The sequence below is a fragment of the Sphingopyxis sp. NJF-3 genome (assembly GCF_053514865.1).
Genome location: NZ_CM130726.1, coordinates 3,671,130 through 3,686,594, shown reverse-complemented (window position 1 = coordinate 3,686,594; position 15,465 = coordinate 3,671,130). Strand labels below are relative to the sequence as shown.

Here is a 15,465-nt window from a genome sequence, read left to right as displayed (position 1 = left end):
AAGCGCGAAATGATGTTTCACGTGAAACATCGCATCGGTCGCAGCGCGGTGGATTCGGGGCTCTCTTTGAGCTAAAGGCGCCGCGATCATGCACAGCAGCGCAACTTTCGATGTCATCGTCGTCGGCGGCGGGCACGCCGGGACCGAGGCCGCGGCCGCCGCGGCGCGGCTCGGCGCGCGGGTCGCGCTCGTCAGCTTCGATCCCGCGCTGATCGGGACGATGTCGTGCAACCCGGCGATCGGGGGTCTCGGCAAGGGGCATCTGATGCGCGAGGTCGACGCGCTCGACGGCTGGATGGCGCGCGCCGCCGACGCCGCCGCGATCCATTACCGGATGCTCAATGCGTCGAAGGGCGCGGCGGTGCAGGGGCCGCGCGTCCAGGCCGACCGCAAGCTCTATCGCGCGGCGATCCAGGCGCAGCTCGCCGCCGAACCCGGCATAGCGGTCATCGCGGGCGAGGCGGCGGCGCTCAAACTGTCGGCCGACGGATCGCGGGCCGAAGGGCTCGAACTTGGCGACGGAACCGTGCTGGCAGCGGGCGCGGTGGTGCTCGCCACCGGAACCTTCCTCGGCGGACGGCTGTTCCGCGGCGAGGAGCGGATGGAGGGCGGGCGCATCGGCGAGGCCGGTGCGCACCGGCTTGCCGCGCAGCTTCGCGCCGCAAACCTGCCGATGGCGCGGCTCAAGACCGGCACGCCACCGCGGCTCGACGGACGCACGATCGACTGGGCGCGGCTCGCCGAACAGCCATCGGACAGTGTCGAGGGCGCGAGCTGGACTTGCTCGACGTGGAGCACCGCGCGCACGGTGCCGCAGATCTTCTGCGCGATTACGCGCACCAACGCAGCGTCGCACCGGATCATTGCCGACAATCTCCACCACTCGCCGCTGTTCACCGGCGCGATCGGCGCGGCGGGGCCGCGTTATTGCCCGTCGATCGAGGACAAGATTCATCGCTTCGCCGACCGCGACGGGCACCAGATATTCCTCGAGCCCGAGGGGCTCGACACCCACCTCATCTATCCGAACGGCGTATCAACCTCGCTCCCCGCCGATGTCCAGCTCGCGATGCTGCGCACGATCGAGGGGCTGGAAACGGTCGAGATGGTCGTGCCGGGCTATGCGGTCGAATATGACCATATCGACCCGCGCGCGCTCGACCGGACCCTGCAGCTGCGCGGGATCGCCGGCCTGTGGTGCGCGGGGCAGATCAACGGCACCACGGGCTATGAGGAGGCCGCGGCGCAGGGGCTGGTCGCGGGGGCCAATGCGGCGCTCGCGGTGCAGGGCCGCGATCCGCTGATCCTCGACCGATCCGAATCCTATATCGGGGTGATGGTCGACGACTTGGTGCTGCAGGGCGTCAGCGAGCCCTATCGCATGCTCACCGCGCGCGCCGAATATCGGCTGCGGTTGCGTGCCGACAATGCCGCGACGCGATTGACGCCGCTGGGGATCGAACTCGGGCTGGTGCGCCCGGCGACCGCGGCGTTGTTCGCGGCGCGCATAGCCGAGCGCGAGCGCGCCGAAGCGCTGCTCGACGCGCCGGTCGCCACCGCCGATTATGCCGCGTTGGGGCTCGCCTTGCCGGGCGATGGCGCGGCGCGGAAGCGAATCGACCTGCTGCGGTTTCCGGGCGTGACGATGACGACGCTGACGGCGCTCGCGCCCGACCTTGCCGCGGTCGACCCCGATATCCTGTCCGAGATCGCCGAGGATGCGCATTATGCCCCTTACGTGGCGCGGCAGGATGCCGAACTGCGTGCGCTCGCCGCGAATGAAGCGATCCTGCTCGATCCCGCGCTCGACTATGGCGCGATCGGCGGCCTGTCGCGCGAGATGGTCGAGCGGCTGTCGAAAGCGCGCCCCGAAACGCTGGGACAGGCGGCGCGCATCGACGGCGTGACCCCCGCGGCGCTGACCGCGATCATGGTGCACAGCCGGCGGCGGGCGGCTTAACCGCCGTTGGGACGGGGCGCGGATGCTTCCCGAACTTCGTCACTCCGGACTTGATCCGGAATCCATTCACACCAGCGCTGGAGAAATGGATTCCGGATCAGGTCCGGGATGACAAAAAAGGTGCCCTTTTCGATCGAAAGCTTGCCGCTCATCGCGCTCTTGCAGAATGACAGCTTGAACCTGCGCGGCGCCCGTTCCAGTGATCCGAAGTCGGAATGCGACGAGCTTCGGTAGTGGAATGATGGCGACGATATTGGAGAATGAGGACGCGGCGCGAGGCTGGATCGAAGCGACCTTCGCTCCGACGCCGACCCAATGGGAGCGGCTCGAGTGCTTTGCCGCGATGCTCGTCGATGAGAATGCGCGGCAGAATCTGATCGCGGCGTCGACGATCCCGCATCTGTGGGTGCGGCATATCGCCGACAGCGCGCAGCTTCTGGCGTTCGACCGCGATGGCGAAGGGCTGTGGATCGACCTTGGCAGCGGGCCGGGGCTGCCGGGGCTGGTCGTCGCGATCCTGAGCGAGCGGCCGACGCTGCTCGTCGAATCGCGGCGGCGGCGGTGCGACTTTCTGCTCGCGGTCGCGGCCGGGCTTGATCTGGCGCATGTCGAGGTCGCCGAGGCACCGCTCGACCGCGTCGAAACGCGCGCCGCAGCGACGATCAGCGCGCGCGCCTTTGCGCCGCTCGATCGGCTGATCGACTTATCCGCGCGTTTTTCCACCGAATCGACGCACTGGCTGCTGCCGAAAGGGCGAAACGCGGTTAAGGAACTGGCATCTCTGCCCCCGGCATGGCAGAAGATGTTTCACGTGGAACAGAGCCACACCGACGCCGACAGCCAGATTTTGGTCGGGCGCGGCAGGATCGTGGCGAAACAGCGAGGAAAGCGATGATCCGCATTGCCGTGGCGAACCAGAAGGGCGGGGTCGGCAAGACGACGACCGCGATCAACCTGGCCACGGCGCTCGCGGCGACGGGCTGGCGGACGCTGATCATCGACCTTGACCCGCAGGGCAACGCCTCGACCGGGCTCGGGATCAGTCAAGCACAGCGCGAGCTTTCGAGCTATGATCTGCTGCGCGGCGACGCGGGCGTCGCCGACTGTAGTGTCGCGACCGCGATCCCGCGGCTCGACATCGTTCCCGCAACGGTCGACCTGTCGGGCGCCGAGATCGAGCTGATCGAGTTTCAGGACCGGCTCCACCGGCTGCAGCAGGCCCTGGCGAGCGCCGAAGCGGGGCAGTGGGACATCTGCCTGATCGACTGTCCGCCGTCGCTTGGCATGCTGACGCTCAACGCCCTGATCGCCGCCGAATCGCTGCTCGTGCCGCTGCAATGCGAATTTTTCGCGCTCGAGGGACTGAGCCAGCTGCTCACCACGGTCGAGCGCGTGCGCGGGCGCTTCAACCCGCAGCTCTTCATCCTCGGCGTCGCGCTCACCATGTTCGACCGGCGCAACCGGCTGACCGACCAGGTGTCGGACGATGTCCGCGAGGTGCTCGGCCCGGTGGTGTTCGAGACGGTGATCCCGCGCAACGTGCGGCTGTCGGAAGCGCCGAGCCACGGGCTGCCGGCGCTGATCTACGACCATCGCTGTGCGGGGTCGGCCGCTTATATCGCGCTTGCGCGCGAGCTGCTCGGTCGCCTGCCCAATGTTCGCAAGGCCGCTTAAATGACTGATAGTAAAGACGAAACTTCGGGTTCCCCGGCGCGCAAGCGTCCCTCGGGGCTCGGGCGCGGGCTGAACGCGCTGTTCGGCGACGTCGCGGTCGAATCGCCGGTGCTGGCGAGCCCCGGCAGCGCGGCGAAGGCGGTGCCCGCCGCATCGGGCGACGCGGTGCAGCATATTGCGGTCGGGACGATCCGCCCGCTGCCCGGCCAGCCGCGCCGCCATTTCGACGAGGCGGCGATCGCCGAACTCGCCGAATCGATCGCTGCGCGCGGGCTGCTCCAGCCGATCATCGTCCGCCGTGCACCGGGCGGGGAGGGGTATCAGCTCGTTGCGGGTGAGCGGCGCTGGCGTGCGGCGCAGCGCGCCGGGCTGCACCGGATTCCGGCGCTGGTGCGCGAGCTCGACGACGCAGCGACCTATGAGATCGCGTTGGTCGAGAATATCCAGCGCGAGGATCTGAGCGCGATCGAAGAGGCGAGCGCCTATCGCAAGCTGATCGAGGATTTCGGCCACAATCAGGAGGCGCTGGCGAAGCTGGTCGGCAAGTCGCGCAGCCATGTCGCGAACCTGATGCGCCTGCTCGACCTGCCGCGCGGCGTCCAGGCGCTGGTCGGCGACGGCAGCCTCGCGATGGGGCATGCGCGCGCGCTGATCGGCGCGTCCGACGCCGAGGAGATCGCGCGCAAGGTCGTGCGCGAGGGGCTTTCGGTGCGCGCGGTCGAGGCGCTGGTGCGCGCCGAAAAGGGCGGCGGGCGCAAGGGCCGGCTCGAATATAAGAGCATCGACGGTGGGCGCGACCCCGACATCGTCGCGGTCGAACGGCATCTGTCCGAGCTGCTGGGGATCGGCGTCGCGATCCAATATGGCGGCGGCGGCAAGGGCGCGCTGACGCTCAAATTCGCGTCGCTCGACCAGCTCGACATGATCTGCCAGCGGCTGTCGGGCGAATCGATCTGAGGCACGGCTGCGCCGGGACGAGCGCTGATCTTGTCCCGGCGCGGGCCGCCGAGAGGGAGGAAATGCACGCTTCCCGCCCCCATATATCACCATAAATATTTGATATGAAAAGAGTTATGTGGATGGCGGCCGTGAATCCCTAACGCGTCGTTTACCATGCTCGCTGGCAAAGGCTGAACGGCTGTCGCGCTAAACGGTCCAGCGAATGGGGTGGGATTTCCATTCGACTTCGACTGCTTAAAGGGACCAATCATATGCGCACCATGACGATGAAGCGCGCCCTCGCGGGCGCCGCACTTGCTGCTCTCGCGATGAACGCGTCGGCGGCGCAGGCCGCGTCGGCGACCGGCACGGCCAAGGCCAAGATCCTGCGCCAGATCACGCTCACCAACACCAGCGACCTCAACTTCGCGACGATCATCAGCGGCGCGACCGCCTCGACCGTCGCGGTGTCGACCGCCGGGGGCGCGAGCTGCGGCGCGGGGCTGACCTGCACGGGCACGACGACCGCCGCCAATTTCGACATCCAGGGCACGAACAATGCCGTGGTACTCGTCGGCGGCGATTCGAGCGTGACGCTCAACGGCTCGCTCGGCGGCACGATGACCGCCGCGCTCAGCTATTCGGCGAGCTCGGTCACGCTGACCAACGGTCCGGGCACCGTCGGCGGCAGCTTTCAGGTCGGCGGCACGCTGAGCGTCGGCGCCAACCAGGCGTCGGGCGATTATTCGGGGACGTTCAACGTCACCGCCAATTATCAATAAGCACTGCGAGCCGGCTGGCGAGGCCAGTGCCTCGCCAGCCGCGGAAAAAAGGGGCCGCCGGGCGTCGTCCGGCGGCCCCTTTCGTTCCGCGCGGGCGGGTTCCTCGCATCATGCTTAGCGAAATATCAACCATGTTGGCGCTAACTGGCCGCGACCAGCCAAAAGGGGCGGCGTGCCACCCCGACCAGCGATTGTGGGGATCGTGCCGATGTTTCGTTTTTTTGGGGCCTTGCGCCTGTTCGTCGCGGCCGCGCTCGCCGCCGCCGCACTGCCCGCGCACGCCGCGGGCGATCTGCTCGTCGCGCCGACGCGGCTGATTCTCGACGGATCGCGCGGCACCGAGGTGGTGCTCAACAATATCGGCGCCGAGCCCGCGACCTATCGTATCAGCCTCGAGATCAAGCGGATGACCGCCGAGGGCGGGCTCGACGAGATCGACGAGGCCGAAGCGACGCCGGCCGAGAAGGCGGCGCTCGCCATGATCGCCTTCAGCCCGCGGCGCGTGACGCTGCCGCCCAACCAGCCGCAGGTGATCCGCGTCGGGGTGCGGGTGCCCGAGGGGACGCCGGCCGGCGAATATCGCGCGCACATGCTGTTCCGCGCGGTGCCCGACGCGGCGCCCGCGACGGCGCCGAAAGCGGCGGGAGAGGGGGTGTCGATCGCGCTCACCCCCATCTATGGCATCACCATCCCGGTGATCGTGCGCGTCGGCGACCTCGGCGCCGAGGCGCGGATCGGCGACGCGCGGATCGCCGAGACGCGCGACGGGCTGGCGTTCGCGTTCGAGCTGACGCGCAGCGGCAATCGTTCGGTCTATGGCGATATCGCGGTGACGCGGCCAGGGGTGGCCGAGCCGCTGCTCGTCGCGCGCGGCATTGCCGTTTATCCCGAGGTGACGCGGCGCAGCGTGGCGCTGCGCGTGCCGCCCGAGGCCGCCGCGGCGCTCAAGGGGCCGGTACATATCCGCTATAGCGAGGACCGCGAGATCGGCGGCGCGACGATCGACGAGGTCGATCGGGTGGTGAAGTAAGAATCGGGCGGACAAGTCAGGCGCGGCCGGGATGCGGTGGGGGCGCTTCATCGTCGCCGCGCTGGCGCTGGCGGGACTCGCGCCCGCCAGCGCCGAAGCCGTTGATACCAGGCCCGTTTCTTCTTCCTCCGCGGCGTGGGCGCCGAACGAGGACGATGCCTGGCTGTTCGAGCTGCGCTCGGGTCCGTATCGGCTCGGCGACGGGGTGCGCGGCTATCGCACGCCCGAGGGGGTGTGCGTCGACCTGGGCGACATGGTGCTCGCGCTCGACCTTGCGGTGCGCGTCGACCGGAAGTTGCGCCGCGCAACGGGCTGGGTCTTCGACGAGCGGCGCACGCTGACGATCGACCGCGACGCGGGCGAGGTGCGCGCGGGGAACCAGAGCTATCGGATCGCCGCGACGACGATCCGCGACACTCCCGCGGGCTGGTGCGTCGATCTCGCCAGCCTGAACGCGTGGCTCGGCGTACCGATCGCCGCCGACCTGCCCAATGCCGCGCTGCGCATCGACGCGAGGGAGAAGCTGCCCTTTCAGCTCGCGGCCGAGCGCCGCGCGCGCGCCGCGGGAATCCGCCCCGCCGCGCGCTTCGACCTTGCGAGCCTGCCGCAGGCGGCGCGGCCCTATCAGGCGTGGGCGACGCCGTCGGTCGACGTCGTCGCGTCGGCGGGCGCGGTGAAGGATCGGCGCGGCGGCTCCTATGTCCAGGCGCGCTACGAGATTTTCGCGGCGGGCGAGGCGCTCGGGCAGAGCTTCGACGCGCGGCTCGCGTCGGACGAGAAGGGAGTGCCCGACAGCTTGCGGATGCGGCTCTATCGCACCGATCCCGCCGGAACGCTGCTCGGCCCGCTGCGCGCGACGCACTATGCCATGGGCGACGTCGCGCTGTTGTCGACGGGGCTTGTCGCGCAAAGTGCGCCGGGACGCGGCGCGGTGATCACCAACCGGCCGGTCGAGCGCCCCGACGCGTTCGACAAGACGAGCTTTCGCGGCGACCTTCCCGCAGGCTGGGACGCCGAACTGTACCGCAACGGGCAATTGCTCGCCTTCGCGAGCCCCAATGGCGACGGCCGCTACGAATTTCTCGACGTGCCGCTGCAATATGGCGCGAACCGTTTCGAGATCGTGCTTTACGGACCGCAGGGCCAGATCCGGCGCGAGATCAAGGAACTGCAGGTCGGGATCGATTCGATCCCGCCGCGCCAGACCTGGTATTGGGCCGGGTTCGCGCAGGAGAATGCCGACCTGATCGAATTAGGGTCGCGCGATCAGCCGTGGCGGCGCGGCTGGCGCGGGACGATCGGGATCGAACGCGGGCTCGACACGCGAACCTCGGTGGCGGCCTATGCCCACAGCCTGATGATCGAGAATGTCCGCCGCAACTATGGCGAGACCGCGCTGCGCCGCTCGATCGGGCCGTCATTGCTCGAGGTCGCGGCATCCTATGCCGACGACGGCGGCGCCGCGGCGCGGCTGAGCTGGCTCGCGGCCTTCGGCGAGACCTATGTGCGCGCCGACGCGATGCGCGGCTGGGGAGGTTTTACATCGGACCGCTTCGTCGGCGGCGTGACCGGCCTCTATTCGCTCTCGCTCGACCAGTCGGTCAAGCTCGGGCGCAGCATATTGCCGCTGCATCTCGACCTGTCGCGTACCGAGCGCGCGTCGGGAATCGCGAGCCTCGATGTCAGCGTACGTGCCTCGGCGAGTCTTCGCGCGATGACCTTCACCGGTCAGCTCGACTGGAGCCGCTCGCATGTGCCCTTCGGCCCCGACCCGCCCGACAGCCTGACCGCCAGCCTGCTCGCCAACGCGCGGATCGGGCGCGTCCGGCTGCGCGGCGAGGCACGCGTCGCGCTGGCGGGCGCGAGTGCCGATTCGCGGCTGACCGCGATCGCCGAATGGTCTGGAAAGGGGGAGGCCGAATGGCGCGCCGAACTCGGCTATGACGAGGGGCTCGGCCGCGCGCGCGCCGGGCTCGGTTATACGCGCCGTTTCAATAGGTTGCAGCTCTCGGGCTTCGGCGAGGTGGCGAGTGACGGGTCGGTCGCAGCGTCGCTGTCGCTCGCCTTCAGCTTCGGCCCCGATCCGGCGCGCGGCGGCTGGCGGATGTCGAGCGAAAAGCTCGGCGGGCGCGGGCAGGTGCTCGCCGATGTGTTCATGGACGACAATGGCGACGGTGTGCGCCAGCCGGGCGAGGCGGCGGTCGCCGGCGTACCCCTGACCGCGGGCAACGCTTATGTCGATGCCGCGACCGGGTCCGATGGGCGCGCGGTGATCGACGGGCTCGAACCCTTCCGCCCGCTGCTGATCGGCATCGACGCGGGCAGCCTGCCCGACCCCTATGTCCAGCCGGCACTCCTGGGCGTCGTCGTCACGCCGCGCCCCGGCGTTGCGACGCGCGTCGCGTTGCCGATGAGCGCGGCGGGCGAGATCGAGGGGGTCGCGCGGCGCGCGGGGGGCAATGCGATCGAGGGGCTCAGCCTCGAACTCGTCGACGCCGAAGGCCGTGTACGCGCGACCGCGCTCAGCGAGTTCGACGGCTATTTCCTGTTCGAAAGCGTCCCCTACGGCCGCTACACGGTGCGGATGGCGAAGGCGTCGGCGGCCGCGCTGCGGCTCGACCCCGCCTTCGCGCTGAGCGCGGTGCCGGGCAAGGCGAGCCCGCGGGTGCGGCTCGGAACGTTGGCGCTGAAGCCGCTCGCAGGAGCGTTCGCGGATGGTGCGGCGATCCCCGGAAACGGCACCGGCGCGCGCGCTCCGCCGGGCGGCGGTTGAGTGGTCAGGGCGCGAAGCGCACATGGCCCTCGGCGTCGATCGGCCACGCCGGATTCCACGCGATTTCCCACGCATGCCCGTCGGGATCGGCGACATAGCCGCGAAAGCCGCCGTGCGGCGGCGCGTCGGCAGCACGGAGCAGCGTGCCGCCCGCGCCGACGAGCGCGTCGATCAGCGGCGCGACTTCGGCCTTCGTCGCGACATTGTGGGCGAGCGCGAAGGGCGCGTTGCCGCCGCCGGACGCGCGCTGCATATCCTCGGCGAGCGCGGGTTTCAGCCAGGTTCCGAAGACGAAGCCGTTCATCTGGTAGAAGAGGATTTCGTCATTCTCGAACACCGGCCGCCAGCCGAAGCCCTGGGTATAGAAGCGCCGCGATGCGGCGAGATCGGCGACGCCGAGGGTGATGACCGAAATCTGCTGTTGCATGGGTCCAGACTCCTTCGTTCGTTCCGGCGGGATTGCCGGAGCGGCAAAGGCCTCGGGACGCATCGCCGCGCGGGCGAAGGCCAGGACTCGCGGCTGCGAGGGCCGGGCCAACCGCACCGGCCTGCTCCTTTTCAGGCGGGGCGAGTATGCGGCGGCGGGGAGGGGGAGGCAAGGGCGGCTTCAGGAGGGTGGCCTTCCCGGTGCGGGGGAGGGTGGCCGAGGCCGCAACCCGTTGCTTTCAGGGTCCAGCTTCGCGCCCGGGAGCCTGATCCTAGTCGCGCGCGAGGATCGTCACCGCCGACATCCCGTCCTCGACGCCGTAGAAGCCGCCGCTGTTCTCGGCGATGGCGATACGGGCGCCCGCGACCTGGCGCGCGCCCGCCTGCCCGCGCAGATGGGTGACCAGTTCGAAAATCTGTCCGAGGCCGGTGGCGCCGAGCGGATGCCCTTTCGACACCAGTCCACCCGAGACATTCACCGGGATGCGTCCGCCGAGCGCGGTCTCGCCGCGCTCGGCCGCTGCGCCGGCCTCGCCAGGGGAGCAGAGGCCGAGCGCCTCGGTCTGGATCATCTCGCCGATCGAGCTGGCATCATGCACTTCCGCAATGTCGATATCGGCGGGGCCGACGCCGGCCTTTTCATAGGCGCGCGCGCCGACGATGCGGGTGACGTGGTTGGCATAATCGTCGGGCGCCCGGTCGCTGCCCGTCTGCGATTCGGCCGCGAGCACGCGCACCGCGCGCGCACCCGGAAAGCGCTTCGTCCAATCGGCGCCGCACACGATCGCCGCCGCCGCGCCGTCGCTGATCGGCGCGCACATCGGGTTGGTCAGCGGCCAGGCCACCGCGGGCGCCGCCAGCACCTCGTCGATCGACATCGGCTTGCGATACTGGCTGAGCGGATTGTGCACCGAATGGCCGTGGTCCTTGGCCGCGACCGCGGCGATCTGGCGCTGCGTCGAGCCATAGGTCGCCATATGCAGCCGCGCTTGCGCGGCATAGGCCTGCATCAACACATTGGGGCTGTCGCTCTCGCCGCCCGGCGGCACCGGCGCAAGCAGATCCGCGGTCTTGGCCAGATAAGCCTCGGCCTCGACCAGGTCGCGCGGCTGCCGGAATACCGCGAACTTCCTGCCGCGGTCGTCCGAATAGAGTTTCTCGACCCCGACGACGAGCACCGCGTCGGCGAGCCCCGCACGGACATAATCGACCGCGACGTGCAGCCCCATCGTCGAACTGGCGCACGCCGCCTCGACGTGCATCGCGCGCACCCCCGAAATGCCGAGCGGACGCAGTGCATATTCGCCCGGGATCGACATTTCGCCCGCGAAGAAGCCCTGGATGACATTGGCATAGACCGCCATGTCGATCGCGCCCGGCGGCACCCCGCTGTCGGCCAGCGCCTCGCGCACCGCCCACTGCGTCAACCGCTCGTGGCTCTTGTCGAGGTGGCGCCCGAACGGCGTCATGCCGACCCCGAGGATGAAGGTGTCGCGCATCAGATCGCCCGTCCCGCCGCGGTCCAGCGCTCGCGCCGCAGTTCGGCGCGCAGCACCTTGCCGGCGTTGCTGCGCGGCAGCGCTTCGACGATCTCGATCGTCTTGGGCGTCTTCACCGGCCCCAGCCCGTCGCGTATCGCGCGCAGCAGCGCCTCGGGGTCGATCGACGCGCCCGCCTTCGGTTCGACGACCGCGGTGACGGCTTCGCCCCATTTGCTGTCGGGCACGCCGATCACCGCGCAATCCTGCACGCCGGGATGCGCCATGATCGCCTGCTCGACCTCGGCCGGATAGACGTTGAAGCCGCCGGTGATGATCATGTCCTTCTTGCGGTCGACGACATAGAACCAGCCGTCTTCATCGCGCATCCCGATGTCGCCGGTATGGTGCCATCCGAAAGCGGAGACTTCGGCCGTGGCTTCCGGATTCTTGTAATAGCCCGCCATCACCAGCGGCCCGCGCACGACGATCTCGCCGCGCTGACCGGGGCCGAGAATATGCCCCTCTTCGTCCATGATCTCGACGATCGAGAGCAGGTTGGCGCGCCCGCAGCTCCCCGGATGGGCGAGCTCGCCGTCGGCGTCCAGATGCTCGTGCGGCGGCATGGCAGTGACGCACATCGGCGCCTCGGTCTGGCCGAAGCTCGCGTTCATCACCGGACCGAAGCGCGCGATCGCTTCCTTGAGCCGGTCGAGCGACATCGGCGCGCCGGCGTAGGAAATATATTCGAGGCTGGAGAGGTCCGCCGCGCCGATGCCTGGATCGGCGAGCAGCATGTAGATCGCGGTGGGCGGCAGGAACATGTAGGTGACGCGGTGCTTCTCGATCGCCTGCAGCACCGCGCCGGGCTCGAACTTGGGGAGGACGACCACCGTGCCCCCCAGCGCCATGCTTGCGAGCGCGAGCGGCCCGGCGGCGTGCGTCATCGGCGCGGCGACGAGGTTCACCGGCGGCGCCTTCATCGGCATCGAGGCGACGAGGCTCGACACCAGCGCCTGCCAGTTGCGGCCCGTCAGCATCACGCCCTTCGAGCGCCCCGTCGTGCCGCCGGTGTTGGCGAGGAAGGCGAGCTCGTCCTCGTGCCCGGCTCGCCGCTGCGGCGCCGGTTCGTCCGACCCGTCGAGCATCTCCTCGAGGAACATGTCGGCTTCCGGAAACGGGCGATCGAGCGCGATATAGCGGCGGATGTTCGGGCAGTCCCGCCGGAAGGTCGCGATGCGGTCAGCGACTTCCGAATGGACGAACAGCGTATCGATGTCGAGCAGGTCGAGCAGATAGGCATTCTCGCCCACCGCGGCGCGGTTGTTCGCCATCACCCACACGCCGTCGGCGCGCAACAGGCCGAGGATCGCCTCGAACGCCACCATCGCATTGCCGCTGAGCACCGCGCCGTGCGCGCCGGCCGCGAAGCCATCGGCGATCAGCGCTCGCGCGATCGCGTGGCTGCGCGCCGCAACCTCGGCATAGGTCTTCGCCGTTTCATCCGCGACCATGCAAGGGCGGTCGCGCGCGATCCGCGCACCGCGGTCGAAGAAGTCGATCATCCGCATCGAAGGTCAGCGCCGCATGACGAGATCGAGCTCGGACGATCTTATCTGGACATAGGGCGTCGTCGCGACCTGCATCAGGCGCCGTACCTGATCGAGCTCGGGCGAGGACAAGGTCGGGAAATCGCGCTTGAGCGGCCCCGCGGCGCGCATCCTCTCGATATCGGCCGCCGGCACGAGCGCGCGCAGGATCAGCTCGTCCTCGTCGTCGGTGCCGTGCTGGCGCTTCAGATCCTCGAGGGTCGGCTCGGGGGGCGGATGGCCGAAAATCTCCTTCGCGCGCGGCGCGCTCGCGATGCGGTCCATCACCTCCGGGTCGATCGGCGCCGGCGGCTCGCCATAATAGCCCGCCGCATATTGGATCACCTCGTCGGGGATGGCGCCATAGCGCTTGCCGGTCACGATGTTGAGCACCGCGAGAGTCCCGACAAGCTGCGCGAACGGCGTCGCCATGCCCGGATAGCCGAGTTCGCGCCGTACCACCGCCACCTCCTCGAGCACTGCCGGCAGCATGTCGAGCATGTTCTGCTGGATCAGCTGGTTGCGCAGCGTCCCCATCATCCCGCCCGGAATCTGCGAGGTCAGCGACGTGACGTCATATTCGTAATGCTGATCGTGGAGATAGCCCGCGGCCTTCGCCACCCTGCGGAAATGCTCCGACACCGGCTGCAGCTTCGACGTGTCGATGTCGTGCGTATGGCCGAGCGCTTCCATGTTGCGGGTCATGATGTCGATCGACGGGATCGACGGGCCGTTCGCCATAGAGCGGGCGGCGGTGTGGAGCACGGTGACGCCGAACTCGACCGCGTCGCAATAGGCCTTGGCCGACTGGCCGAGCATGTTGTTCGAGTGCATCTCGATCGGCTTGCCGCGCGCCTTGGCGACGATCGCGGGCACCAGCGTCTTGATCCGGTCGCGGTCGAGCACGCCGCCGGTGTCGTATAGCAGCAGGCTGTCCACCTCGGGGATTGCCGACAATTTATCGGCCTTGTCGGCCCAGAAGGCGTCGTCGTGGACGGGCGACAGGGTGAAGAGCATCGTCGCCGCGACCTTGCAGTCGTATTTTTTCGACAGCTTCGCCAGCCGCGCCATCTTGTCGATGTTGAAAAGGACGTCGTAGATCCACCAGCTCCGCACACCGTGGACGCACAATCGCTCCATCCACAGGTCCATCAGCGCCTGCGGCGTGAAGCCGAAGGTCACCGACCCGTTCGAGCGGATGCCGCCGCGCACCGGGGTGCGCTTGATCCGGCTCATCATCAGGTCGAAGCCCGCCCAGGGGTCCTCCTGGCAATGACGGACCAGAACCTCGAACAGCGACGAGCCCGCGAGGCTGATCGTCGAATAGCCCGTCTGGTCGATGGTCGGCAGCACCGGACAGGCCTGCCCCGCCTGCATCCGCATGCCCCACAGGCTCTGCTGGCCGTCGCGGCAGGTCTCGTCGAGGAATTTGATATGCGCCATGGCCTACTCCGCTGCGATCGCCGGTTCGGCGAGCATCACTTGTTCGAGCCAGCGCGTGTGGAAACGGTTGGCGATGAAATCGGGATGGCGGACGATCCGGCGGTGCAGGTCGATCGTGGTCGGCACGCCCTCGACCGTGAAATCGTCGAGCGCATCGGTCAGCCGCGCCACCGCCTGCGCGCGGTCGGCGCCATGGACGATCAGCTTGCCCACCATCGAATCGTAAAATGGTGGGATCGCCGCGCCGCTTCCCATGTGGCTGTCGAGCCGGATGCCTTCGCCTTCGGGGGGCTGCCAGCGGGTGATGGTGCCGGGGACGGGCACGAAGCCCCGCGTGCTGTCCTCGGCGTTGATGCGGCATTCGATGGCATGGCCGGAGAGGATGACGTCGTCCTGCGCCATCGACAGGCCGAGCCCGCCCGCGACGCGGAGCTGTTCCTGCACCAGATCGACGCCGCTCACCATTTCGCTCACCGGATGCTCGACCTGAATGCGCGCGTTGACCTCGATGAAATAGACCTCCTGCCGGAGGACGTCGTAGAGGAATTCGACCGTTCCCGCGTTGCGGTAGTCGACGCTCGCCGCCAGATTGACCGCCGCCTTGTGCAGCGTGTCGCGCAGCGTGTCGGGCATCGCGACGCTTGGCGCTTCCTCGATCAATTTCTGGTAGCGGCGCTGGACCGAACAGTCGCGCTCGCCGAAATGGACGACCTTGCCGTGCCCGTCGCCGATCAGCTGCACCTCGACGTGGCGCGCCTCGGGGACGAAGCGTTCCATGAACAGGGTGCCGTCGTTGAACGCCGCCAGCGCCTCGGCGCTCGCGCGGTCGTAGCCGGCTTCGACCTCTTCGCCGTCGTTGGCGATCACCATGCCGCGACCGCCGCCGCCGGCCGCCGCCTTCAGAAGAACGGGATAGCCGATGTCGTCCGCGACGCGACGCGCGTCGGCGGCGCTGGCGATCTCGCCGCTTCCGGGCACCAGCGGCACCCCCGCCGCAGCCGCCATCTCGCGCGCACGCAATTTGTCGCCAAGTGCGTCGATGATCGATGGTTGCGGTCCGACGAACAATAGCCCGTGCTGCTCGCAAAGCTCGGCGAACATCGCGCGTTCGGAGAGGAAGCCATAGCCCGGATGCAACGCATCGCAGCCGCTCGCTTTCGCCGCCTGGACGACGAGCTTCGCATCGAGATAGCTGCGCGCCGCCGGGCCGGGGCCGAGAACGAGCGCGCGGTCGACGAATTTCGCGGCGGCGCTTTCCCGGTCGGCGTCGGACACGCCGAGGACCGTCTCGATCCCGAGTCCGCGCGCCGCACGCGCGACGCGAAGCGCGATCTCGCCGCGGTTGGCGATGAACAGGCGCGCGATCGCCAC

General features: G+C 68.9%; 12 protein-coding genes. 7 read left to right on the top strand and 5 right to left on the bottom strand.

Features of this window, described 5'->3' with window-relative positions; all coding sequences use genetic code 11:
• The first annotated feature begins 88 nt into the window (after window positions 1-88).
• The 7 genes from mnmG (at window position 89) to ACOTSS_RS17700 (ending at window position 9,158) form a co-directional block, all read left to right on the top strand.
• Window positions 89-1,960, top strand: coding sequence for a tRNA uridine-5-carboxymethylaminomethyl(34) synthesis enzyme MnmG (mnmG, locus tag ACOTSS_RS17730; protein WP_448689298.1), 1,872 nt, complete (start codon window positions 89-91; stop codon window positions 1,958-1,960).
• A gap of 241 nt (window positions 1,961-2,201) precedes the next feature.
• A complete protein-coding gene (gene rsmG, locus ACOTSS_RS17725) occupies window positions 2,202-2,855 on the top strand; it encodes a 16S rRNA (guanine(527)-N(7))-methyltransferase RsmG (protein ID WP_448689297.1) in 654 nt (217 codons plus the stop codon).
• Entirely contained in the window at window positions 2,852-3,634 is a 783-nt protein-coding gene (locus ACOTSS_RS17720) for a ParA family protein (RefSeq protein WP_448689296.1), read from the top strand. Before rsmG ends, ACOTSS_RS17720 begins: the two co-directional genes overlap by 4 nt.
• Window positions 3,635-4,591 (top strand): ParB/RepB/Spo0J family partition protein, encoded by a 957-nt coding sequence (locus tag ACOTSS_RS17715; RefSeq protein WP_448689295.1) that lies wholly within the window; start codon window positions 3,635-3,637, stop codon window positions 4,589-4,591.
• 254 nt (window positions 4,592-4,845) lie between these two features.
• On the top strand, window positions 4,846-5,355 hold the full coding sequence (locus ACOTSS_RS17710; protein ID WP_448689294.1) for a DUF4402 domain-containing protein: 510 nt from the start codon (window positions 4,846-4,848) through the stop codon (window positions 5,353-5,355).
• A 208-nt stretch (window positions 5,356-5,563) separates the two neighbouring features.
• Entirely contained in the window at window positions 5,564-6,385 is an 822-nt protein-coding gene (locus tag ACOTSS_RS17705) for a fimbrial biogenesis chaperone (RefSeq protein WP_448689293.1), read from the top strand.
• Between the two features lie 31 nt (window positions 6,386-6,416).
• Entirely contained in the window at window positions 6,417-9,158 is a 2,742-nt protein-coding gene (locus tag ACOTSS_RS17700) for an MSCRAMM family protein (protein WP_448689292.1), read from the top strand.
• Window positions 9,159-9,162: 4 nt separating this feature from the next.
• Here the strand turns inward: ACOTSS_RS17700 and ACOTSS_RS17695 are convergent, their stop codons facing one another.
• The 5 genes from ACOTSS_RS17695 to ACOTSS_RS17675 form a co-directional block, all read right to left on the bottom strand.
• Window positions 9,163-9,585 (bottom strand): VOC family protein, encoded by a 423-nt coding sequence (locus ACOTSS_RS17695; protein ID WP_448689291.1) that lies wholly within the window; start codon window positions 9,583-9,585, stop codon window positions 9,163-9,165.
• A 271-nt stretch (window positions 9,586-9,856) separates the two neighbouring features.
• Window positions 9,857-11,083, bottom strand: a complete 1,227-nt coding sequence (locus tag ACOTSS_RS17690) for a thiolase family protein (RefSeq protein ID WP_448689290.1) — start codon at window positions 11,081-11,083, stop codon at window positions 9,857-9,859.
• On the bottom strand, window positions 11,083-12,633 hold the full coding sequence (locus ACOTSS_RS17685) for a class I adenylate-forming enzyme family protein (RefSeq protein WP_448689289.1): 1,551 nt from the start codon (window positions 12,631-12,633) through the stop codon (window positions 11,083-11,085). Before ACOTSS_RS17685 ends, ACOTSS_RS17690 begins: the two co-directional genes overlap by 1 nt.
• Before the next feature lie 6 nt (window positions 12,634-12,639).
• Window positions 12,640-14,094: a pyruvate carboxylase gene (locus tag ACOTSS_RS17680; RefSeq protein WP_448689288.1), complete on the bottom strand. Its 1,455-nt coding sequence runs from the start codon at window positions 14,092-14,094 to the stop codon at window positions 12,640-12,642.
• 3 nt (window positions 14,095-14,097) lie between these two features.
• Window positions 14,098-15,465 (bottom strand): acetyl-CoA carboxylase biotin carboxylase subunit, encoded by a 1,368-nt coding sequence (locus tag ACOTSS_RS17675; RefSeq protein WP_448689287.1) that lies wholly within the window; start codon window positions 15,463-15,465, stop codon window positions 14,098-14,100.